At 37.4% G+C, this 23,613-nt stretch carries 18 protein-coding genes; 4 read left to right on the top strand and 14 right to left on the bottom strand.

Annotated elements, in window-relative coordinates:
• Window positions 1–49: 49 nt before the first annotated feature.
• The 3 genes from AABL52_RS09925 to AABL52_RS09915 form a co-directional block, all read right to left on the bottom strand.
• A complete protein-coding gene (locus AABL52_RS09925; RefSeq protein WP_000070936.1) occupies window positions 50–670 on the bottom strand; it encodes an acetate uptake transporter in 621 nt (206 codons plus the stop codon).
• Between the two features lie 86 nt (window positions 671–756).
• Complete coding sequence (locus AABL52_RS09920) at window positions 757–1,152, bottom strand: NUDIX hydrolase (RefSeq protein WP_097842963.1); 396 nt, start codon at window positions 1,150–1,152, stop codon at window positions 757–759.
• Entirely contained in the window at window positions 1,149–1,490 is a 342-nt protein-coding gene (locus AABL52_RS09915) for an ASCH domain-containing protein (RefSeq protein WP_097842962.1), read from the bottom strand. Before AABL52_RS09915 ends, AABL52_RS09920 begins: the two co-directional genes overlap by 4 nt.
• Before the next feature lie 140 nt (window positions 1,491–1,630).
• On the opposite strand from AABL52_RS09915, the gene AABL52_RS09910 reads away from it, so the two are divergent.
• The gene (locus AABL52_RS09910; protein ID WP_097842961.1) at window positions 1,631–2,188 is read left to right on the top strand and encodes a CatB-related O-acetyltransferase; all 558 of its coding nucleotides are present in this window, start codon (window positions 1,631–1,633) and stop codon (window positions 2,186–2,188) included.
• Window positions 2,189–2,239: 51 nt separating this feature from the next.
• Here AABL52_RS09910 and AABL52_RS09905 read toward each other — a convergent pair whose 3' ends face one another.
• Window positions 2,240–9,712 (bottom strand): DUF7507 domain-containing protein, encoded by a 7,473-nt coding sequence (locus AABL52_RS09905; protein WP_341519279.1) that lies wholly within the window; start codon window positions 9,710–9,712, stop codon window positions 2,240–2,242.
• Window positions 9,713–9,828: 116 nt separating this feature from the next.
• Here AABL52_RS09905 and AABL52_RS09900 point away from each other — a divergent pair, with 116 nt between their 5' ends.
• A complete protein-coding gene (locus tag AABL52_RS09900; protein WP_097842959.1) occupies window positions 9,829–10,578 on the top strand; it encodes a (S)-benzoin forming benzil reductase in 750 nt (249 codons plus the stop codon).
• Window positions 10,579–10,613: 35 nt separating this feature from the next.
• On the opposite strand, the gene AABL52_RS09895 is transcribed toward AABL52_RS09900, so the two are convergent.
• From AABL52_RS09895 to AABL52_RS09870, 6 genes are all read right to left on the bottom strand, one after another.
• The gene (locus AABL52_RS09895; protein ID WP_341519278.1) at window positions 10,614–11,447 is read right to left on the bottom strand and encodes a GNAT family N-acetyltransferase; all 834 of its coding nucleotides are present in this window, start codon (window positions 11,445–11,447) and stop codon (window positions 10,614–10,616) included.
• A 66-nt stretch (window positions 11,448–11,513) separates the two neighbouring features.
• Window positions 11,514–13,022 carry an argininosuccinate lyase gene (gene argH / locus AABL52_RS09890; protein WP_098237376.1) on the bottom strand — a complete coding sequence of 503 codons (1,509 nt, stop codon included), beginning with the start codon at window positions 13,020–13,022 and terminating at the stop codon, window positions 11,514–11,516.
• 254 nt (window positions 13,023–13,276) lie between these two features.
• Entirely contained in the window at window positions 13,277–14,386 is a 1,110-nt protein-coding gene (locus tag AABL52_RS09885) for a serine hydrolase (protein ID WP_341519277.1), read from the bottom strand.
• Between the two features lie 117 nt (window positions 14,387–14,503).
• Window positions 14,504–15,436: a nucleoside hydrolase gene (locus tag AABL52_RS09880; protein WP_341519276.1), complete on the bottom strand. Its 933-nt coding sequence runs from the start codon at window positions 15,434–15,436 to the stop codon at window positions 14,504–14,506.
• 117 nt (window positions 15,437–15,553) lie between these two features.
• Window positions 15,554–16,993, bottom strand: a complete 1,440-nt coding sequence (gene panF / locus AABL52_RS09875; protein ID WP_098872449.1) for a sodium/pantothenate symporter — start codon at window positions 16,991–16,993, stop codon at window positions 15,554–15,556.
• Window positions 16,994–16,996: 3 nt separating this feature from the next.
• Entirely contained in the window at window positions 16,997–17,275 is a 279-nt protein-coding gene (locus AABL52_RS09870; protein ID WP_341519275.1) for a YhdT family protein, read from the bottom strand.
• Window positions 17,276–17,547: 272 nt separating this feature from the next.
• Here AABL52_RS09870 and dhaS point away from each other — a divergent pair, with 272 nt between their 5' ends.
• Complete coding sequence (gene dhaS, locus AABL52_RS09865; protein WP_000080284.1) at window positions 17,548–19,032, top strand: aldehyde dehydrogenase DhaS; 1,485 nt, start codon at window positions 17,548–17,550, stop codon at window positions 19,030–19,032.
• 51 nt (window positions 19,033–19,083) lie between these two features.
• On the opposite strand, the gene fabG is transcribed toward dhaS, so the two are convergent.
• Window positions 19,084–19,824 (bottom strand): 3-oxoacyl-ACP reductase FabG, encoded by a 741-nt coding sequence (gene fabG / locus AABL52_RS09860; protein ID WP_000395033.1) that lies wholly within the window; start codon window positions 19,822–19,824, stop codon window positions 19,084–19,086.
• Window positions 19,825–19,957: 133 nt separating this feature from the next.
• Between fabG and AABL52_RS09855 the strand changes: the two genes are divergently transcribed.
• Window positions 19,958–20,107: a YfhD family protein gene (locus AABL52_RS09855; RefSeq protein ID WP_001035810.1), complete on the top strand. Its 150-nt coding sequence runs from the start codon at window positions 19,958–19,960 to the stop codon at window positions 20,105–20,107.
• Between the two features lie 73 nt (window positions 20,108–20,180).
• Here AABL52_RS09855 and AABL52_RS09850 read toward each other — a convergent pair whose 3' ends face one another.
• The 3 genes from AABL52_RS09850 to rarD all read right to left on the bottom strand — a co-directional run bounded on the left by AABL52_RS09850 (window position 20,181) and on the right by rarD (window position 23,580).
• The gene (locus AABL52_RS09850; protein WP_341519274.1) at window positions 20,181–22,034 is read right to left on the bottom strand and encodes a prenyltransferase/squalene oxidase repeat-containing protein; all 1,854 of its coding nucleotides are present in this window, start codon (window positions 22,032–22,034) and stop codon (window positions 20,181–20,183) included.
• 99 nt (window positions 22,035–22,133) lie between these two features.
• A complete protein-coding gene (locus AABL52_RS09845; RefSeq protein ID WP_048527641.1) occupies window positions 22,134–22,559 on the bottom strand; it encodes a divergent PAP2 family protein in 426 nt (141 codons plus the stop codon).
• Window positions 22,560–22,638: 79 nt separating this feature from the next.
• Complete coding sequence (rarD, locus tag AABL52_RS09840) at window positions 22,639–23,580, bottom strand: EamA family transporter RarD (RefSeq protein ID WP_000535555.1); 942 nt, start codon at window positions 23,578–23,580, stop codon at window positions 22,639–22,641.
• Between the last annotated feature and the right edge of the window lie 33 nt (window positions 23,581–23,613).

Below are 23,613 nucleotides of genomic sequence, written 5' to 3'. Positions count from 1 at the left end.
CTTCATACAAAAAAGCACAGATGACTATACAATCATCTGTGCTTTTTTATTACTTTTTAAAAATACCAAATGGCTTTCCAACTGGTAAAACAACTTTTCCGAAGTGTGTATTTAACACTGCTGCTGCTGAACCATAGAAAGATAATAATGAAATACATAGTTCAGAATACGCTGCTAAATTATGCATTGCATGCGGCATAACACCTAAAGTACTTAATGAAAGACCAATAAATAAGAAATCAATAAGGACGAAAATCATAAATAATACTTTATGTGTTTCCATTGCACCAATTGTCATAAAGATTGTGAAAATCAAATATCCGATAAAGGCTACACCAAGCTGTTTTGAATCTGCAGCTTGTGCTAATTTTTCGCCAAATACTCCAAGTTGAATTAACCAAGTCATTCCAACACCTAACCAAAATAGACCGTATGCACCGAATGCTGTTGTACCGAATGTATTGTTATGCTTTGCATCGTGAATGCACGCAAAGATTTGTGCAAATCCTCCTAAAAAGATTGCCCATGGTAATACAAGAGAAACGCCATCTGTTAAGCCTAGCTTTTGAGATGATGCTACAAGTGTTACCATCGCTAATCCAAATAGGCCAATTCCAGATGGATCCGCTGTTGTCATTTTCACATGATGTGTAGTTGTTTGATTGCTCATATAAACCTCCTGATTATAAACATACTCGAATACAATACTTAAATCAGAAGGCTATGTCAATGGTTTTTTTTGTATGTTGTCAGACCTTACTTTTTATAATGATTGAATATACTTCCGACCACTTCATATGGTTTTATATTCAATTTTTCCAACTCGTGTATCGGCAACCACAACGGAATATAAATTCCTCTATCTTTCAGCTCGAATTCCTCCGCTTTACCACTTCCGAAAATCCCATCAGTAATATGGGCATTAAAATAATACTCCGTACCCTTATATTCCACCTTTGCAATAAGTTGCTCCACTTCTATATGTACTCCTAATTCTTCATAAACCTCTCGCTTCGTTGCCTCTTCAGCTGTTTCATCCTCCTCAATTCCTCCGCCAGGAAAAACATAGTACACTTCATCTTCTCGAATACGTTTTATAAGAGCAATTTTCCCTTCCTGCAAAATGATAGCCGCGCCGCGATTTCTTATCATTTTATTACCTCAATACCAATCGCAACTGTTCCCCACTTTTTTTCTTGTTCTTTCGTATATATTTTGTATGTACTTTCTAGCATTTCCTCTAAACTATCATTTTCACAATCCAATAATTTTTTATCAATTTGTTCGTACATTGCTTTAAAGTTTTCGTATCGTTTTATTTCCGTTACTTTAACAGTCATCGTTGCTGCTGTCGTAAGGTTCGTAAATACAATATGATCTCCTTGTTTTATAGGCTGACGTTTTTGATCGTATAAACGTACTTCATATACTTTTTTTCCTGATTGAATTGACTGAAAAGGTTTATTATATAATCCCATTTTGTATATCATTCATTCCACTCCTCTTTTATTCGTTACACCTACTACTTTATTTGCGCATTACCAATTCATATAACACAGTTCGACTGACTCCAAATTGCATATAATGTTCCATATCTATTACGTGCTTTAGAGAGGATGCTAAATTTGTTATGTTATATTTAAATCAAAAACCTGAATATAATAAATATGATATTGGTGATTATACTTATAGTAAAGTAGGGCCAACTATTTTTTCTTGGAACGATGAAACAAACTTAAAAATAGGTAAGTTTTGTTCATTAGGAGAAGAAGTCGTGTTCATACTCGGCGGTGAACATCGTGCAGACTGGATAACGACTTACCCATTTAATGCACTTTTTGATGAAGGAGCACATATTACTGGTCACCCTTCTTCAAAAGGTGATATCGTAGTCGGCAACGATGTATGGATTGGTTATCAATCCTGCATTTTATCTGGCGTTACTATTGGTAACGGTGCCATTATTGGTGCAAAGAGTGTCGTTACAAAAAATGTACCACCATATGCAATTGTAGCTGGTAATCCTGCAAAATTTGTTCGATATCGTTTCCCGCAGGAAATCATTGAAAAACTAGAAAATCTCGCATGGTGGGACTGGGACATTTCTGTTATAAAAGGGGCCATTCCATTTCTACTTTCCAACAAAATCAACGAGTTTTTTACCCCGCCCGAAAATGAATCTATATGATCAATACACATAAAAAGAGCATCCTATTCTTTTAGGATGCTCTTTTTGGTTTTATTTTTTATGCCCGTGCAACTGATTACACGGAGAACATTGAAACGGAATTTTCTCTAAGCAATTAAAGTTTGTTTCACAAATTTGTTCGATTGTTGGGACAAACGGGATAACAACAATATTACTTTCTATTATTTGTGTAACAGGCGGCAATACTGTTCCTACTTGATGTTCGTAACGGATACTCGCTTGATTAATATAATTCCCTGAACCACTTGGCGCGCTCTGAACTACTACTTGGAACGAAACTGTCCGTGCTTCCCCTGGATTTAAACTTCCTATAAGAAATCCTGATACTGGGTTTACATTTGACACTGGCGTATTATCAACCGTTACACTTCCAAGGACAAATCGAACACTACTATCTAACATATCTTGAAAACGAATATTTTGTATCGCTGTATCCCCTGTATTTGTAATAACTGTCGTAAATGTAATAACATCTCCAATTGTTGCTGTTTGATGATCCGCCGTTTTTACGACTGTCGTTGAGACATTTTGAGGAATAAACGGGATAACAACTGTATTACTATCGCCCTCAACTACTACAGGCGGTTCATTTGGATTCACAGTTGCAAATCCATTCGCTGTAGCAGTATTTGTAACTAAATTATTTATTTGCCCCCCTGTTATTACAACTTGGAAATTAATAATTGCTGCATCATTTGGCTGAAAATCACCTAACGGAATACCAGTATTCGGATTAGCAAATGGAAAAGGTACATCATTTACTGTTACTGTGCCATTTATAAATAACGTATTCGGATCAATGATATCTGTTAAAACAATATTCGTCACAGGAACTGTACTATCATTAATAACTGCAATTCCGTAAGTGACAACATCTCCTACCATTGCTACTTCAAAATCCGCTCCTTTTGCAACAAATAAAATTGCAGTATTTACCGTTACAATAACTGTATTACTCGTGTCCATTACTGTAACTGGCGGCTCTCCTGGTACTAAAATATACTCTGCTAATGCCCCAGCAACGTTGACTACTGTACCCCCATCCGGAAAACTTGTAATCGTAGCTTCATACGTTACAAGTGCAGTCTCACCGACCGGAATATCTGGTATCGTAAATCCAACCTGCGGATTTAACCCCGGCTGCGGAACTCCATTTATCGTTACACTATTTGCGACGAAATCAGCTTCTTGAGATAACACATCTATAAATTCAACATTCATCGCATCAGCAGTACCGGTATTTAATATACGAACAGTATACGTTACTGTTTCTCCTACTCCAACAATTGGATGATCTACTTCTTTCAGCATATCTAAACTACCTCTATTTACTGGTGTGACTGTCGTATTACTTGTATTCGTAATTGTAAACGGAGGTTCTCCTGGAATCAATTCGAAATCACCCGTTACACTCGATGAATTCATAATACTATTAGAAGGTGGAACTGCGATTACATTTACTTCAAATGTAATTAATACGCTATCCCCTACTGCAAGATCCGGTAATGAAAAACCTACAAAAGGATCTAAACCTACTTGCGGAATCCCATTTATCTGTACACTTCCAGGAATGAATTCTAAACTAGTTGATGGAACATCGATAAACTGAACATTGGTCGCTGTTACCGTTCCCGTATTTGTAACTTGCACACTATACGTTAACGTATCTCCTAACCGTGTTGCTTCTTTATTTGCTGATTTAATAACATTAAATCTACCTCTATTTACCCTTGTGATTGTCGTATTACTCGGTTCAGTTACTACAACTGGTGGCTCTCCTGGCACTAAAGTAAAACTTCCTGTTATATTTGCAACGTTCGTAATGGTTCCCGATGACGGGATGTTTGTAACTGTCGCTTGAAACGTCACTATAACCGTTTCACCAATTAGTATATCTCCAACTCCAAAGCCAGTAATCGGATTTAAGTTTGGTTGAGAAACTCCATTTACAGTTACACTATTCGGTACAAATGACGCTCCTGCTGAAATCGTATCAATAAACTGAACATCATTCGCTGTTACTGTTCCTGTATTCGTTATTTGAACCGTATACGTTAATACATCTCCAACAAGAGTAGCAGCCCTATTTACTTGTTTAATAACTGTAAATCGTCCTCTATTTACTGTTGTAAGTGTTGTGTTACTTGGCTGATTCACTATAACTGGTGGTTCTCCTGGTACTAATATAAAGCTTCCCGTAACATTCGCCGTATTAGCAATCGTTCCGTTTGATGGAACACTGACAACTGTTACTTGGAATGTGACTTCTACACTTCCCCCTGGGTTTATATTTGGAAGCGGGAATCCATTATTAGGATTGAATCCTGGTTGTAGCACACCATCTATCGTTACACTATCTGGTACAAATGTGATCGAGGACGGTAATACATCACTATATTGAACATTTGTCGCTACCACTGTACCTGTATTTTGAACTACTGTTGTATATGTGATTGTATCGCCTACTGCAACAACCGGCTGACTTACTGATTTTAAAACATTTAAACCAGGTTCATTAATTTCTGTTAATGTCGTATTACTTGTCGTTGTTTCTGTAATAGGCGGCTCTGTTTCACTTACAGCAAATGTAGCTGTAACGTCTACAAAGTTAACAATCGTCCCACCTTCCGGTATGCTTGTAACCACTTCCTGATATGTGACAAGCACAAAATCATCTACAGGTATATCTGGAACTGTAAAACCAATGAAAGGATTTAATCCTGGTGCCGGTACCCCGTTTATACTCACACTTCCCGGTACAAATGCTACACCCGTGGAAGTAGTATCGATAAATTCAACATTCGTCGCTGCCACTGTCCCAAAGTTAAAAATCAATACATCATACGTTAATATTTCTCCTACAGTGGCTACTTCTTTATCTACTAGTTTTAATGGGAAAATCGAAGCTATATTAATCGTCGTAACGACTAAATTCGTTAATATCGTTTCCGTAATCGGCGGTTCCTGCGGATTTGGTTGTGAAGTAAATGTAACGTCAGCATCATTTAATATAACTTCATTATCTGGAATTTCCGTAATCGTCACTTGGAACGTCACAGAAATACTCGCTCCAGCATTTAATAATGGACTAACTGTAAAGCCTATTTCTGGATTTAAACCAGATTGCTGTATCCCACCTATCGTTACACTATCTTCTACAAACGTCGTCCCTTCTGGAATGACATCTTGGAAGAGCACATCTGTAACAGGGATAATTCCTACATTTGTTATTAACACTGTATAAGTTAATACATCTCCAACAGCACCAGCGGCAACATTTACTGTTTTTGTTGCTGTTACTTCACCAGGAGGCGGTAACGGTATCGTAACTACTGTCGTATTACTTGTATTAGTCGTTGTTACAGGGGGCTGTAAAGGATTTAATAAAAAAGTAGCTGTAGCAGATGCCGTGTTTAGTACAGCTCCGCGCGTGGATGGCGCAACTACTGTTACTTGGAATGTTACAGTCAATACTGTTCCAGCAGCGATATTAGGAAGCGTAAAACCTATATTTGGATCAAATCCAGGTTGAGGCGTTCCATTTATCGTTACACTATTTGCTACAAATGTTGTTTCTGAAGCAATTGGATCAATGAAGGAAACATTCGTTGCCGTTACTGTGCCGTTATTTCGAATGACTACAGAATACGTGTAAGTTTCTCCAAGTGCAGCTTGTTGTACAGATGAAGATTTTTGTATATTTAATCGAGCTGTATTTACTTGCGTCACTACAAAATTACTATTCGTAACAGTCGTAATTGGAGGATTTGCTGGATTTATAAGAAAACTTGCAGTAACGTTCGATTGGTTTCTTATATTTCCACCGCTCGGAACACTCGTCACTGTAACTTGGAACGTAATCGTAGCCGTTTGTCCGACCGGAATATTTGGTACTGGGAAACCAGCCATAGGATTCGCGCCTTGTTGAACAACTCCATTTATCGTCACACTATTTGCTACAAACGCAGTACCCGACGGAATTGGATCTTGAAAAATAATATTCGTTGCAGGAACAGTTCCTGTATTTTGAATAAGAATCGTATACGTTAACGTATCTCCTACTCCTGCTTGTGTTGTATTTACACTCTTCATTACATTAAGTGATCCCACATTCACTCGCGTCACAACAATATTACTAATCGTTACAATTGTAATTGGTGGCTGGAGAGGACTTACTTGGAAATCCGCAGTTACATTCGCATTATTCGGAAGAACTCTATTTGGTGGTACACTCGTGATCGTCACTTGAAAAGTAACTGTTACCATCCCTCCTACTGGAATATTAGCAAGTGGAAATCCAGTTGTTGGGTTTAAACCGGGTTGAGATATCCCGTTTATTGTTACACTATTCGCTACAAAAGTGGTTCCAGATGGAATTGGATCAAGGAATGACACATTTGTCGCTGCTACCGTTCCACTATTTTGTATACGAACTGTATATGTTAACGTATCTCCTACTCCTGCTTCAGCAGCGCTTACAATTTTCATTACATTTAACCCTGAAGAATTCACCACTGTCATAACAGTATTACTTGGTACTGTTACAGTTATCGGTGGCTCTGTTGGATTTACAAGAAAATCTCCAGTTACATTCGCATTATTTACAACATTATTTCCTTGGGGAATTTCATCAATTAATACTTCAAACGTAACAATTACACTCGCGCCAGTAGGCAAATTATTTAATGAAAATCCAAGTTCTGGATCTGCCCCTTCTTGTAAAACACCATTAACAAATACACTGTTTTCAATAAATAATGTCCCTTGTGGAATTGAATCTTGGAAAAATACATTTGTAGCTGGTACACTACCTGCATTTATGATTTCAATTGTATATACTAAAACATCCCCTACCGTTGCAACATCAGTATTCACTGCTTTCACAACTTCAAAGTTCCCTGATTGCACCGTTGTATTTACAAGATTACTTGGAACATTAATTGTTACTGGTGGTTCACTAGGATTCACTTGAAAACTTGCTGTTACATTTGCACGATTTAAAATATCTTCATTTTCTGGGTCCTGTACAATTAATACTTCAAATGTGACTACAACCGTCTGAGCTGGCGGAATATTTGGAAGAGAAAATCCCGAGTTCGGATTTAGTCCACTTTGCGGTATTCCATTAATTGTTACAGAATTTGCAACAAATGAAACAGCAGAAGGAATAGGGTCTTGGAAAAATACATTTGTTAACGGAACGTTTCCTGTATTTTGGACGGCAATCGTGTACGTTAAAGTGTCCCCTACCGCTGCTTGCGTTGTATTCACTTCTTTTATTACATTTAAACCACCTGTATTCACTTGTGTCACAACTGTATTCGTTTGTCTATTAATCGTTATCGGTGGCTGATTCGGAATAACAACGAAATTAGCAGATACATTTCCGCGATTCGCAATCGTACCTCCTGATGGCGTAGATGTCACCCGGACTTGAAATGTAACCGTCCTACTTCCGCCTGGAGAAATATTTGCTACCGTAAACCCAGTCGAAGGATTTGCTCCAGGTTGTGAAACCCCGTCTACAGTTACACTATTTGCTATAAAAGTCGTTCCAATTGGGATTGGATCTTGAAAAATAATATTCGTTGCCAGTACATTCCCTATATTTTCAATTGTAACGGTATACGTAAGAACGTCATTAACTGTCGCAAAAGCTCTATCTACTGTTTTTCTCGTTCTTATATCGGCTACATTAATTGTAGTAAATACAGTGTTACTTGTCGCCTGTCCTGAAATTGGTTGTTGACCAGGTACTGGAGTAAAATTAAATGTTGCACTCGCACGGTTCGGAATTGGATTGACAAGTGGAATAGATGTTACTCGAACTTGAAAACGCACTACAGTCGTTTGCGAAGCATTAATACTTCCTATATTAATACTACTTGCTGGGTTCGCTCCTGGTCGTGATACTCCATTTACCGTAACACTATTCGTAACAAACGTTGTTCCAGCAGGGATACTATCAACAAAAACAACATTATTTGCAGTGACATTCCCATTATTCGTCACATTAACCGTGTATGTTAATACATCATTAAGTGTTGCTGTCTGTAAATCTACAGATTTTTGCATACTTATAGTTGCTTGATTCACTGTCGTTTGTACTGTATTTGAAGAAGACGTACTTGTAATAGGAAGACTACCAACGAAAGGACGGAATTGATATGACACCATTGCACGATTTGAAATAGGATTTGGATTCGGGAATGATGTTATTCGAACTTGAAATGTAACAATTCTTTGCGTGTTATTTGGGATTGTACCTAAATTAATTCCATTAGCAGGGTTCGCATTCGGCTGTGTTACTCCACCTACTGTTACACTACCTGTAACAAACGTCGTTCCGTTCGGAATACTGTCTTGTAATATAACATTTTCTGCACTTCCCGTACCTGTATTAGGAACTGTAATTGTGTAGGTAAGAATATCTCCAACTCCTGCAACTGTTCTATTGACCGATTTAACAGGATTAATAATTGGCCCCGTTGCATCAATTTGAACCCCAAAACCAGCTGCCGCATATCCATCTCCATTTGTAACGAATCGAACCGTTGCTGACGTTTGATTATTTACTAATGATGCAGAGGCATTTACATTTGTAATATCCCACCCTTGTCTTCGGACCGCTAAAGCTATCCCTAATGGCTGATTCAAATCTCCAAACGTTCCAGTTGTATCTAACTCTCCAATGTCGTTACAAATTTGTGACTGAAAGAAATTATTAGCAGGGTTTCTCGGGCCGGATAATGCAACTGTAGCATTTGCATTCGGTCCAAAGCGAAGTTGATCTCCAACAATGTTAGAATCACCTTCTTGAGCAGTTACGAGCACTCGTCCTGTTACAGCTCCTGTCGCTGGAGTAGCAAATCCTGAAATAGTAGCATCAACTGGTGGTGATGAAGCATCGATAATTTCTTGACCTGCATAAACTGACAAATTTCGAAGTGGCAAACTTGCATTTTGATAAACAACCTCAAGTGTCCAACCAGCCGAACGACTGATAGTTGGATCAGATGAGGTTCTTGCAGCTGGCACCGCACCCGTTGTATATGTGCCTGCCCCACCTGCACTAACAAGATTCGTTACATTGGCAGAGCGCGCATAATAAAACTGATTTCCTACAGAACCTTGCTGCGCGGTAGCAGGATCTGGCGTAACAGAAAAGGTCCCTGCTGGCGTTGTAAATGTAATGTTATCATTTAAAAATGGTAAAACATCTTCCGTATCAGTCCGGAAAGTACCAGCCCAAACTAATTCTGCATATAACACACTGCTTCCCGCTGGAAGGTTTAAAATGGCACTTGAAGAATTCAATTGCCATTCATTCGTTGTTCCTGCTGGGAATCCTGGTACTTGCAGCGCTGTATTTACTGTCGTAAACACAGCAAGTGTACCAAAAATATTACCTGGTGCAGGTGATGTAGGACTAAGTCCCAACGTATTCCCAGTGAACGTGACGGCACCAGGTACTGTTGTTGTAAAACGATTTATAAAAGGCACACAATCATCTCATTTCAATTATAGTAAAAAGTGCTCTATACTATAAAATGTAGACAAACTATGCAATGTACTTTGTCCAACAAAATTCCGCACATACGAGAGGAGCTTACTACACTATGCGTTATGTTATCGTAACAGGAACTTCACAAGGTTTAGGTGAGGCAATCGCCGCGCAATTGTTAGAAGAAAACACGAGTATCATCTCTATTTCTAGAAGAGAAAATAAAGAACTTACAAGACTCGCAGAGCAATATAACAGCAATTGCGTTTTCCACTCCTTAGATCTTCAAGATGTACATAATTTAGAAATAAACTTTAACAAAATCATTTCAACTATTCCAGAAGACACTGTATCATCTATTCATTTAATTAATAACGCTGGTACACTCGCACCAATGCAACCAATTGAAAAAGCTGAAAGCGAACTGCTCATTACGAACGTTCAAATTAATTTACTTGCACCGATGATTCTTACCTCCACTTTCATGAAACATACGAAAGATTGGAAAGTAGATAAACGTGTTATAAACATTTCATCTGGTGCAGGTAAAAATCCTTATTTTGGATGGGGCGCTTATTGTACAACGAAAGCTGGTGTAAATATGTTTACACAGTGCGTAGCAACCGAAGAAGCAGAAAAAGAATATCCGGTAAAAATCGTCGCATTTGCACCTGGTGTTGTTGATACAAGTATGCAAGCACAAATTCGTGAAACAAATAAAGAAGACTTCATACATTTAGATCGCTTCATCGCACTAAAAGAAGAAGGAAAACTACTATCACCTGAATACGTTGCGAAAGCAATTCGTAATTTACTAGAAACGGAGAATTTTCCGCAAGGTGAAGTCATTCGAATTGATGAATAACAAAAAAGGCACGCTTTAATAGCGTGCCTTTTGTTTTATTTCTCTAAAAATATAAGTACAGAATCCATTATCTTCTCATAACCAATCTCTTGATAAATTTTATTTGATGTTGGATTTGCCAGATCCGTATATAAAGTCGTTGTGTTATAACCTTCGTCTAGCATACGTTGACTAAGTGCAGCGACACAACTAGATGCGTACCCTTTTTTCCGCGCTTCTTTCGGTGTATATACGAAATTAACTGTTATATTATTTGTAGTTGGTCTCGTTTTTGCAGCTACAGAAACAAGCTTCCCGTCTACTTCTAAACCAAATAGATGACGGTTCGTAATAAATGTATGAGCGGTTTGTTTCGCTTCTTCTTTCGTAGTAGGCAGATTCACATCTTCGCAGAATTGATATATCCACTGTTCTATTAATGGTAGCTCCTCACTACTTACTTCTCGAAAGATTCCATCTCCGTTCCACTTTTTCTTTACTTGTTTTAATTCATATACACCTTGCTCCATTGCAACAGTAGTTTTTTTATTTTCTAACACTGCAATCTCTTCCGCTAATCTCTGTACAATTTTCTTATTACCGATCAATCCGGGAACATTTGGATATACTTTCTCTAATTTTTTTGCAAGTTCCACGATGTCCTCTTTCTTCATTCCAGTCGTTGCAACAATGATTTGTTTCTTTTCTTCTGTTTGAAGAAATACAACTGCTATTTCTTCCTCTTGTTTTGCTACCCCCATAAATATCGGTTGTTGGACCATTTGTAATACGCCTAATATGAGATTGTTTTCCTGCTCATTCTTTTCTAAAAATGGCGTAACCTCTTTTTTAAAAGTAAGAATCTCTTCATATACATGTAATTGAATCATCGACAATCTCTTCTCTCTATTTATAGTTTCATTAAGTATTGGCGATTAATTCACTAAATCCCTCTTTTACGATTCAATAATATTCGAAGCTAACGTATTCAAATCTTTTTCCGCCTGTAAAATTCTCTGTTTTTCCTTTTCAAATACCTCTTCTTCTTTCTGAAATGATTCTTTTCGATTTTTAATCATGCGCTCCATTTCTTTTTTACTCGGTCCACCGTATACATTTCTTTTTTGTATAAAAGCTTCTGGTGATACAATTTCTTCCCACTCTTTTTCTAATAGCTGTATTTTATAATTTTCTTTTAAGTATATATTTACATCTTTTACATGTAATTCATGTAGCTCCTTTTGTTGCTCTAATGACATATTCGCAATAACACTTGCTGCATGATGCGCATGCCGAAATGGAATGTCATAGTTTTTTGTTAAAACATCTGCGAAATCAGTTATCGTAATTGCATGTTTATAGGAACGACTTTTCAACGTTTCTTCTTCTACTGTCATAGTTCGAATAACTGCATTCATAATACAAAAAACACGAATAGTCTTTTCAATTCCTTTATACAAATACGGCTGCAAATCATCTTCCGTATCGACAATATCACCAAATGGTGTATTATGAATCATTTGAAATACTGTAAATACTTCCCCTAAAGCACTACTCGTAATCGCACGGGCGTGTTCAATGGAAACTGGGTTTCGCTTTTGCGGCATAATACTACTAATTTGTACATATGGCTTTGCAACAGTAATACCATCGTATTCTTTCGTCGCTAATAGTAAGAAGTCATGAATCCATCTACTCGTATTCGTCATCATTACCATAAGTAACGAGCTAACTTCTAATAAATAATCCGCTCCAGCAACAGCATCATATGAATTCTCAATTACATTTGTAAATCCAAGTAAATAGGCAACTCGCTCTCGTTTAATTGGGAAACTTGTTGTAGAAAGAGCCGCAGCTCCCATCGGGGATTGATTTAAAAGTTTGTACGTTCGTTTCATTCGTTCTAAATCTCTCTGCATCGTATCATAAATCGCTAACGTATAATGCCCAAATGTTGTTGGCTGTGCTGGTTGTGTATGTGTATAAGCTGGCATAATCGTTTCTTTATGATCAGCAGCAAGTTGCAGTATACTTTCTTGCAATAACAAATGATGTTCCATTAATCGTAGTACATATCGCCTTAAACTCATGCGATACATCGTTACACCCATATCATTTCTACTTCTACCAATATGCATATTGCTTACAAAATCGCATTTCGCTTCTTGAGAAATTAAATGTTCCACTAAAAAAAAGAGATCTTCATGCTGCTCTGTATATAGCAATTGGTCTTTTGGAATTCCCTCTATCTTTTTCAGTGCGTGTAATATAACTTTTGCTTCATCCTTTTTCATTAAATTCTCTTCCGTCAGCATCGCAATATGCGCTTTATGCACTTGAAACATATCTTTTAATAAGTAATTTCTCTGAAACTCAAATACATGTTGTAATACACAATCTACATATGTTTTCCCAGGGAAATCAGCGCCTTCACTCTTTATAAACTCTTCTTTACTTTGTTTCATCACCTTTTCCCCTCTCACCTAAGTATTACTACCCATCATACCCAGAGATAGAAAAAAAGTGCTTGTACATAAAGTGAAACTTTAATCAGTAGGGGTTTTCTTCATCCCCCACTGATTATTAGCCCTCACCAATCAGACTTTTAGGGGCAGTTGATTCCCCACCTAACTTCTTTGCTTTCGCTGAATTTTGAGGTGGGGGTCTTACTGCCCATTAAAGCGGGATAAAAATAAACTCGGCGCCCTCTGCACCGAGTTTACTTAATAAAAGTCGCATCATACTTATCACTTTGCAACACTTGGAAATGTAAATTTGCTAAATGTTTCCGTATTTCTGCACTGTCGTCTTCATTTAAATCATTTGCTAAGAACACTATTTCTGTACAGTTCCCGCGTTTATCCATCGCATAAACTGCTTTTGTAACTGTCCATGGCGTATAACCATTTTTTTGCCCTGCATGTCTAAATGTTTTACGGTATTTCTTAGCGCTCATATCTGTTTCAACGATATTCGCCCACACTTTTTCTTCTGCGTCTGTTAGGCCACCTTTATGATTTGCCTTTTGAAGCAGTACCATATAATCATTTGCAGAAGCTGCTGGTAATCGATCTGACCAAATTTTATCGTAACGTTCCTCTAAATAAAGAGGAATTTCCTTCTGTAATAATGGTCCCTTCTTTTTTAAGCGTTCATGAATAATCATCGCATATTCACGATATTGCTCTTGAGACATTTCTTTTAACTTTTTCTCTATTTTATATTTCGGAACATGTAGTTCTTTATGCAAATATCCAGGGATGTATAAAGATGAAACAATCGGAAATAGCGGCTGATGTGCTGGAAGCGATAAACTTTGTAAGTTACGATTAATATTATCTAATCCTAACACTTCCATTAAATATTCAGCATTCGCATTCGAACTAAATTTAACCATTCCTTTTGCCACTTCTTCTAAAGAAACTGCTCCTTCTGTTATCTTGTCTGTCTTTTGCAAGTACCTTTGCCATCTATCTTGTGCACCGCCATCTGTATTCGGCACATAATAACGATTTATATCATTAATGGAAACGAAACTAGACGGATCAATTTTCCCTTCTGTAACTTGTTTCGTATATTCAAGAGCCACAATTAACTTCATCGTACTAGCAACTGGCAATACAACATTTGGATTTACAGAATAAACAACTTTATCATTTCTCTTCACGAGAAGCGCACTATTTTTTTCATCTTTATGTTCTTCAATAAAGGATGCGATATACTGCGCATCATCATTATTTGAACTCCACACTTTTTCCACTAAAAAATTACCCGATATTAGCAAAACGAAAATACCCACAATCACTGCGCATACTATAGTTTTTTTCAAGTGAAATTCCTCTCCTATTGTATAACTCTTCTCTATCTATCTCTTACAAACAAAATAATGGAGATGATTATTTTAGTAATCATCTCCATTATTTTAACTTGTATTCTCCTATTATGTCTACGTCATAATTTTCACGAAGTCTTCGAGAAATTTTTTATAATGTAATGACCAACCAATTCGCACCCAATTCTTTAAGGATTTTGCATCCGGTTGTGGACGGAAATCAGCAATACTTTCTCCCTTTGCAATCCCTACTGTATCTACATCGACACGACGGTACACATAATCCAAAATAGCCGGATTCGCCGCAACCATCATTGTAACAACGTCATGTACTGGGCTACCTGTTATTTTCGGATTTAACTTTTTATACGCTTTATAATAATACGTAAATATTGGTTCAATTAATTTATTAAAATTCGTTTTAGAGTGTTTCGTAATATATTTCACCATTTCTGGTGTAATAATTGCTTCAGATGTAACGTTAAGTGGTACTAATGTCACATTCTTGGCATTTTGCATAACTAATTGTGACGCAATCGGATCACCATGAAAATTAGCCTCTGCTACTGGTGTCACATTGCCAGGCATTAAAAAAGCACCGCCCATTATATAATACTCTTTCACATACTTCATCATCGGCTTTTCTAAAATAAAAGCTGTCGCTAGTGTCGTTGACCTACCGGCATCCACAATGATTAATTCTCCTTTATACTTTTCAAGAATATCAAAAAAAGCACAAAAAGGTTTTATATTTGGAGAAAAAGCTTTTGGTGGTTTAATCGGTCCTAATCCATCTGCCCCATGAATTTCTGGATAATACGTTGTAACATCTCCGGATAAAGGGATTTTCGCGCCATTAATAACAGGTATATCTTCCCGCCCTGCCATTTGCAGCAAATATGCTGCATTACTTGTCGCCTTTTCTTGCGTCACATTTCCGTATCCCGTTACAACACCAACAATATCAATATCAGGATGCATAATTCCATACATGATGGCTAAAGAGTCATCAATTCCCGGGTCTCCCAAAAATAATACTTTTTTCATCGACCTCAACTCCATCCCCTCAATTGTTATTAATTTATGAATCGCAATAGGTATACAGAATAAAAAAGAACAAATTTATACGAAAAAACGCAGTCCTATAAGGACTACGTTCTTCCTCTAACCTATACTGTTTTTCTTCACAGCACTCATACTTCCAATGATATAAGCGATAAACGCAAAACAAATTGGGAAGACGACTGTATGTATACCGAACGGATTTGGATAGAAAAGATGAATACACATATATGAACCTACCCCAACTAAAATAGAGGCAAGCGCTCCTGTTGCATTCCCTTTTCTCCAATATAACCCTAATACGATCGGCCAAATGAATGCTGCTTCTAATCCACCGAAAGAAAATAAATTTAACCATATTAAAAAATCTGGTGGTTTAATTGCTGCTGCATAAACGAGCAGTCCTACAATACCAGTAATCCACAAACTTCCTTTTCTGATCGTACTATCTGCCGCTTCTTTATTTATGTAATTTACGTATATGTCTTTAATAATTGATGAACTTACAAGTAACAATAACGAGTTTACTGTAGACATAATTGCTGCCATTGGCGCAGCTAAGAAAACACCAGCTAACCAAGGTGGCAACACTTCCATCGCGAGTAGCGGCATGACTTTATCCGGTACCGTTATCCCCGGAAGTACGACTCGTGCAAATACACCTGTTAAATGCATACCAATCATAATTGTACCCACAACAACCGTTCCAATTATTAACGCTTGATGCATAGCTTTTGAATTTTTATAAGACATGGCACGCACACTAATTTGCGGTAAGCCAACAACACCAATTCCGATTAAAATCCAAAATGATGTCACGTATGATTTCGTTAAACTACCATCCGCTCCGAACGGTGTAATTAAATTCGGATTGATTTGAACAAGTTCCTGCATAATCTTTTCAATTCCACCACCAGCAATGACAGTAGCAATTAAAATGATTGTCGTTCCAACTAACATAATGATTCCTAATAACGTATCTGATAAAGCAACTGCACGAAATCCACCAATTAATACGTACACAAGTACAGAAAAAGTAAATAGAAATAGTGCTGTTGTATAAGATAGACCCGTTAGCGACTCAATTAATCGGCCACCGCCGACCCATTGAGCTACTGTTGCTGAAAATAAAAAGATAATAATACATAACGCAGAAAGTATAACAACTGCTTTATTATTGTATCTTCCCTTTAAATAATCGATAAGAGTAATGGCTTCCATCTTCCTAGCAATAATTGCAAACTTTTTACCGATAACCGTTAAAACGATATACCCTGTTACAACTTGAATCGCAGATAATAATACCCATCCGAGGCCCATATTGTACGCAATACCTGGACCACCAATAAAGCTACTGGCACTACCGTACGTAGCAATCATTGTCATCGCTAATAATAAACCGCCAAGTTCACGCCCACCAAGAAAATATTCTTGTAAAAATTTATTATTAGCAGTCGCTTGTACGCGTCTTGAAGCATATACACCAATTAAAAACACAACGATAAATGAAATTATCATTGGAATGATTACATACCAATTCATCTATTATTCCTCACTTTTTTCTTCCTCATCGAGTGAAATATCTTGAAATACAAAACGAACAACTAAACTAAGTAAAATAACCATAACGACAAACCCAACAATACAGCTATAAAAAAACCATGCTGGAAAACCGAATACATATGTATATTCACTTGGATTTTTACTACCAAGCCCATAAGCAAATCCGTACCATATTATAAAATTGATAATAGCAAGTCCAAAACCAATTAACGCTTCTCTATGAGCAATTCGAAAGCGTGGATCATCATGATAATTCTTCATTTTCTCCCTCCTCTCACGATGTATTATTGTACCATTGTTCTTCTAGTTTTTCCTACTAGAAAGCAAAAACAAGCAGGATTTTTTATAATCATATAGAAGATTCTCTTACATTACATATTTTTTACAATTGTAACACAAATGAAATTTGAATTTTCAGTATTTGTTATTTATGATTTAAATTAGAGGCTTTCCATCTAGTTCCCACATCCTTGATTTCGGAATAAACGCCGTCTTGTACTGCGTTTACATTATATTTTCAAGGGGGTTATACAATGAGTCAACTAGCTGTAAATCTTCATGAAAAGGTAGAAAAGTTTCTTCAAGGTACAAAAAAGTTATATGTGAATGGATCTTTCATTGAAAGCGCTTCCGGCAAAACATTTAAAACACCTAACCCAGCAACCGGCGAAACACTTGCCGTCGTTTCTGAGGCTGGTCGCGAAGATATTCATAAAGCTGTTGTTGCAGCTCGCATGGCCTTTGACGAAGGTCCTTGGTCTCGCATGAGTACCGCTGAGCGAAGCCGTCTTATGTACAAGTTAGCTGATTTAATGGAAGAACATAAAGAAGAGCTTGCACAGCTCGAAACATTAGATAACGGAAAGCCAATCCGTGAAACAATGGCAGCAGACATACCACTTGCAATTGAACATATGCGCTATTATGCTGGCTGGGCTACGAAAATCGTTGGTCAAACAATTCCTGTTTCCGGTAATTACTTTAACTATACACGCCATGAGGCTGTTGGTGTCGTCGGTCAAATTATTCCTTGGAACTTTCCACTTCTTATGGCAATGTGGAAAATGGGAGCAGCGCTTGCTACAGGATGTACAATCGTTTTAAAACCTGCAGAACAAACTCCACTATCCGCTCTATACTTAGCTGAATTAATTGAAGAAGCTGGATTCCCGAAAGGTGTTATTAATATCGTTCCTGGATTCGGTGAATCAGCTGGACAAGCTCTTGTTAATCATCCACTCGTTGATAAAATTGCATTTACTGGCTCTACTCCAGTCGGTAAACAAATTATGCGACAAGCATCTGAATCATTGAAACGTGTTACTTTAGAGCTTGGCGGTAAATCACCGAACATTATTTTACCAGACGCCGACTTATCTCGCGCGATTCCTGGTGCACTTTCTGGTGTTATGTTTAACCAAGGACAAGTATGCTCTGCTGGATCACGCTTATTTGTTCCGAAGAAAATGTATGATAATGTCATGGCTGACCTTGTCCTTTACTCTAAAAAATTAAATCAAGGTGCTGGCTTAAGTCCAGAAACTACAATCGGTCCTCTGGTTTCTGAAGAACAACAAAAACGTGTAATGGGCTATATTGAAAAAGGAATTGAAGAAGGTGCTGAAGTACTTTGCGGAGGAAGTAATCCATTCGATCAAGGCTACTTCGTTTCCCCTACAGTATTCGCTGACGTAAATGACGAAATGACGATCGCAAAAGAAGAAATTTTTGGTCCAGTTATTTCTGCAATACCTTTTAACGATATTGATGAAGTAATTGAACGAGCAAATAAATCACAATTCGGCTTAGCGGCTGGTGTGTGGACAGAAAATGTAAAAACAGCACACTATGTTGCAAGTAAAGTACGTGCAGGTACAGTATGGGTTAACTGTTACAACGTCTTTGATGCAGCATCTCCATTTGGAGGATTTAAACAATCTGGCCTCGGCCGTGAAATGGGATCTTACGCATTAAATAACTATACAGAAGTGAAGAGCGTTTGGCTTAACTTAAATTAACAAAAAAAGAACCTGACCTATCCGGCCAGGTTCTTTTCATTATGTGTTCATTTAAACTTGCAGTCCTCCGCTCACATTTAATACTTCTCCTGTAATATAGGAAGCGTATTCTGATGCTAAAAAGGCAGCTGCGTTCGCAATATCTTCTGGTGTTCCAATTCTACCAACTGGAATCGCGCCGACCATCTTTTCTTTCACTTTATCTGGTATCGTTTTTGTCATATCTGTATCCATAAATCCTGGACAAATCGCATTACACGTAATACCGAAACCTCCAACTTCTTTCGCTGCCGTTTTCGTTAAACCTATAACGCCTGCCTTTGTAGCCGCATAATTCGCTTGACCTATGTTTCCTTCCCTACTAATTGAAGATATATTAATAATGCGCCCATACCCTTGTTGTCTCATGTAAAGAAGCGCTGGTTGCATACAATAAAAAACACCAGTTAAGTTCACTTGCAATACTTGTTCCCAAGCAGACTTCTCCATTTTATGTAACATTGCATCTCTTGTAATTCCAGCGTTATTCACCAAAATATGTAATGTTCCGAATTTTTGAACCGCATATTCAATTAACGACTTCGCTTCATTTTGATTACTCACATCACATCGATATAAGCTCACTTCATATCCTTCATCCGATAACTCACGTGTCGTTTTTTGTAGCTTCTCTTCATTTACATCACTAATTAATACTTTCGCCCCTAGTTTTGCATAAACCCTTGCAATCTCTTTTCCAATTCCCTGTGCAGCTCCTGTTACAACAGCTGTTTTCCCATTTAAAAACTCCATCCCTATCCCCCATTTCTATTACTTATACTGTATATTTCGGCTTTTTACTTTCCAATTCCTCTTTGTATAAAAAAGTCTATTTGTGTCAAACTAACTTTGCAACGTCGCATAAAACACAAGGAGATTGTGTCGAATGAACAAAAAAAATTTCAAGCAAAACAAAGCTGTTGATGGCATTGATGTTGAGTTCTCTCGTGAACTCGCTGACCACAATGACTTAGAAGCAAACGCACGTGCAAATGCCGCTGATGCACGTCAAAAACGCCAGTCAACAGAAAAATAAGGAAAGCACAACCTTATTCTTTTCAACAGGGACCTACTACCCAACAAAATAAACCGAGAGATATCCTCTCGGTTTATTTTCGATATTTTTTTATATAATGTGCTAAAGTAAGTAGCGGATATATATGGGCATAGCTATGATAACAAATATAAAAACCACCTGGTAAACCTGTTCCAGTAGGATATTTTTCATTCACATAACGATTCGCAAGCAAATATGAGATACCTTTTCGAATTGCTGGTGTTTCTTTATCATAATAAGAAATGAGAGCATCTAACGCCCATGCTGTTTGGGATGGTGTACTGAATGGTAAAGTAACGAACCTTTTTTCCACACTACTGTGGCATGATTCTCCCCAACCACCATCTTCATGTTGTATATGTTCAAGCCATAAAGCAGCTCGTTTCAATGATGTATTGCTAGATGGAATTCCGAGTGACCGTAAACCTGTCATCACCGCCCACGTACCATATATATAACAAATCCCCCATTTCCCGTACCATGATCCATTTTTCTCTTGTACATTCATTAACCAATTTATCGCACTTTGTGTTTGTTTCTCAGGCAATTCATTTTGCGCATATGTCCCGAAAAGCTCTAACACTCTTCCTGTAATATCTGGTGTAGAAGGATCTGTAATCATATCGCTTGCATTTTCGATTGGTAAATTTGCTAATAAATTGCTCGTCACACCTTTTTCAAACGCTCCCCAGCCACCATCATTATTTTGTAATCCTTTAACCCAATTAATCCCTTTCTCCCAAACATAATCTACCTTTTCGCTTCCTCTACTTCTCGCCAACGCTCTTAGCACAGCAGTTGTATCATCAACATCTGGAATTGTCGTATTCACATCCGAAAAACCCCAACCACCTGGAGCAAGCGCTGGTGCATGTACGCTCCAATCAGCTTTTTTTGTATGCTGCTTTTTTAATAAATATGCTGTGGCATGTTGAAGCATATTGGTATCTTTCGGAACGTGGGCCTCTTGTAACGCATAGCTGAGTAACGCCGTATCCCATACAGTTGAAGGAGAGTTTTGCAAATGATTCCCGCTTTCCATATTCCATTTATAAGATGTTATCCCAGTTATAGCCTTTTGAATCATTGTTGATTGAAGAGAATGTCCTAACGCAAGTAACGCATAAATCATATAAAACGAGGCAGTTGCGTAACTATATAACGTTCCATTTTCATCAATACGTTCTTTCATAAAACGTTCGACTTCCTCATTTCCTTTATGATGTAAAGATAGTGGATACGATATAATTTGTTTTACATCACTTACTAACGTTTGAAACAACGGAGACCGATTCCCCCGAAACCATTCTCCGCCCCCTCCCGAAATATGATTTAAATTTGGCAGTAACTTTTTCCTTATACGAAATTTTTTATTTAGACACAACATCATCGGAATTAAATGAATACGTGCTGAGCTACTTAACTCAAATATACTGAGAGGTGAATCACTTTGGAGAAACATAATTGGTGTTGGCAAATGAAAGAGCGAAGGATACTCATATTCTCCATGAACCGCTAATAAAAACTTCGTCATAAAATGAGCACGTGCTACCCCGCCACGCTCATTTATAAACATTTCCGCACGCTTCATATTCGCATCTTCTTTTGTATATTTTTTTGAAGCAAGTAAGGCAGCATAAGATTGAATTGTAGCAGATAAATTACCACCCACTTCATCTTCATACAATTTCCATGTCCCTTCATTTGTTTGCAGTGATGCTAATCTTTTTACAAACGGTTCTATCTCTTTATCTCTACCTAATAATTTTAATAAAAAAATCATATGGCAATCTGTTAATGGTGCTCCTTCAAAACAAAAGCGCCACGTTCCATCTCGCCGTTGCATCGTTTGAAGTGCAGTTGTTCTTCTCGCTATTTCTTCATGCACTTTTTCATATAATAACAAGTTACTCACCCACCCTTTCGAAATCCGTATAACGATATTCAAAAAGGTAGCTGAATATGTATGAAAACAAAGAAAAGCAGAACATATAAAATGTTCTGCTCATAAACAATATCCAACTCCGACAATTATCCCTACTAAGGCACCGACTACTACTTCATACGGTGTATGCCCGACAAGTTCATTTAACTTCTTATATTCTGTTTGTCTACCGTGAAAAAACTCATTCAATATTTTCGCTTGTTTACTTACTGCGAGCCTTACTCCTGAAGCATCGTACATAACAATAATGGCAAAAATAGCAGCGATCGCAAACATGGAACTTTCCACACCTTCCACAACGCCAACACCTGTCGCAAGTGCTGTAACAGTTGAAGCATGAGAACTTGGCATCCCACCTGAAGCGAAAAACTTTGCAAAATCAAATTCACCCGTTTTAACTAATTTAAAGACTACTTTCGTTAATTGTGCTAAAAACCATGAAATTACAGCGGCCATAAGCGGATCATTATGTAAAATTGTTTCCACGTTCTCAGCTCCCTACTAGCTATAATGGAAATTCTATATAGTATAAGTATAAAGAAAAATGCGTAGAAAATACTACGCATTATGATACTTTTGCTGATTTATTTTTTATAAATTTCGGTTGTTTCTGCACTAAAAACTTTGTTTTCGCTATTGAAAACACAAATAAAGCAACCCATATACAGAAAAATGCCATCATATGAGTAGATGTGAAATGCTCACCAAATACGAATACACCTAAAATCAAACTAATTGTTGGTGCAATATATTGTAAAAATCCTACCATATAAAGCGGAATAAGTTGTGCTCCTTTTGCAAAATAAAAAAGTGGTAAAGCAGTAACAATTCCTGCCCCTATTAATAGTAACGTCGATAACATAGAAATAGATCCAAATGAACCAAATCCATGCACTCCTGTCATAACTAGATAAATAATCGCAAACGGCGTCACTAGCATCGTTTCCATCGTAAGACCAATTGTCGCATCATAGTTTAACAATTTTTTCGTTAATCCATATAATCCAAATGAAAAGGCAAGTGATAAAGAAACCCACGGAATAGATCCAAAACGCACTGTTAAAATGATAACCCCTACTCCAGCTAAACCAACTGCAACATATTGCCAAAAGTTTAACTTTTCCTTTAAAACGACTGTACCAAGTAAAATACTAATAAGTGGATTAATATAATATCCAAGACTGGCTTCAATGACATGATTATGATTAACGGCCCATATGTAGACAAACCAGTTTCCGCTAATCAAGACTGAAGCTATTGTTAATGACATTAATAATTTAGGTCGTTTAAAAAGATTCACGAACTCCCCAATAAACTGACGAAACCTCTTCGTAACACCTAATACAAGTAACATAAAAACAAACGCCCAAACGATACGGTGTGCTAATATTTCATCTGCTGGAACTTCCTCAACCCATTTCCAATAGATTGGTAGGATTCCCCACATCGTATAAGCACCAGCCGCATATATAATCCCTTTTTTTTGCTGTGCTGATTGACTCCCCATCTTCCCTTTTCTCCTCTTCTCATTTTTCTCCAT

Origin of the sequence: Bacillus paramobilis (genome assembly GCF_038096195.1) — a bacterium.
Taxonomy (GTDB): domain Bacteria; phylum Bacillota; class Bacilli; order Bacillales; family Bacillaceae_G; genus Bacillus_A; species Bacillus_A mobilis.
This window is presented reverse-complemented; position numbering and strand designations above follow the sequence as displayed.

Coding starts and splice junctions, on each gene's coding strand:
- AABL52_RS09855 (WP_001035810.1), top strand. CDS start 19,958: ATGAACAAAAAAAATTTCAAGCAAAACAAAGCTGTTGATGGCATTGAT.
- AABL52_RS09910 (WP_097842961.1), top strand. CDS start 1,631: ATGTTATATTTAAATCAAAAACCTGAATATAATAAATATGATATTGGT.
- fabG (WP_000395033.1), bottom strand. CDS start 19,824: ATGGAGTTTTTAAATGGGAAAACAGCTGTTGTAACAGGAGCTGCACAG.
- rarD (WP_000535555.1), bottom strand. CDS start 23,580: ATGGGGAGTCAATCAGCACAGCAAAAAAAAGGGATTATATATGCGGCT.
- panF (WP_098872449.1), bottom strand. CDS start 16,993: ATGAATTGGTATGTAATCATTCCAATGATAATTTCATTTATCGTTGTG.
- AABL52_RS09880 (WP_341519276.1), bottom strand. CDS start 15,436: ATGAAAAAAGTATTATTTTTGGGAGACCCGGGAATTGATGACTCTTTA.
- AABL52_RS09870 (WP_341519275.1), bottom strand. CDS start 17,275: ATGAAGAATTATCATGATGATCCACGCTTTCGAATTGCTCATAGAGAA.
- AABL52_RS09900 (WP_097842959.1), top strand. CDS start 9,829: ATGCGTTATGTTATCGTAACAGGAACTTCACAAGGTTTAGGTGAGGCA.
- AABL52_RS09895 (WP_341519278.1), bottom strand. CDS start 11,447: ATGATTCAATTACATGTATATGAAGAGATTCTTACTTTTAAAAAAGAG.
- AABL52_RS09915 (WP_097842962.1), bottom strand. CDS start 1,490: ATGATATACAAAATGGGATTATATAATAAACCTTTTCAGTCAATTCAA.
- argH (WP_098237376.1), bottom strand. CDS start 13,022: ATGAAACAAAGTAAAGAAGAGTTTATAAAGAGTGAAGGCGCTGATTTC.
- AABL52_RS09920 (WP_097842963.1), bottom strand. CDS start 1,152: ATGATAAGAAATCGCGGCGCGGCTATCATTTTGCAGGAAGGGAAAATT.
- dhaS (WP_000080284.1), top strand. CDS start 17,548: ATGAGTCAACTAGCTGTAAATCTTCATGAAAAGGTAGAAAAGTTTCTT.
- AABL52_RS09925 (WP_000070936.1), bottom strand. CDS start 670: ATGAGCAATCAAACAACTACACATCATGTGAAAATGACAACAGCGGAT.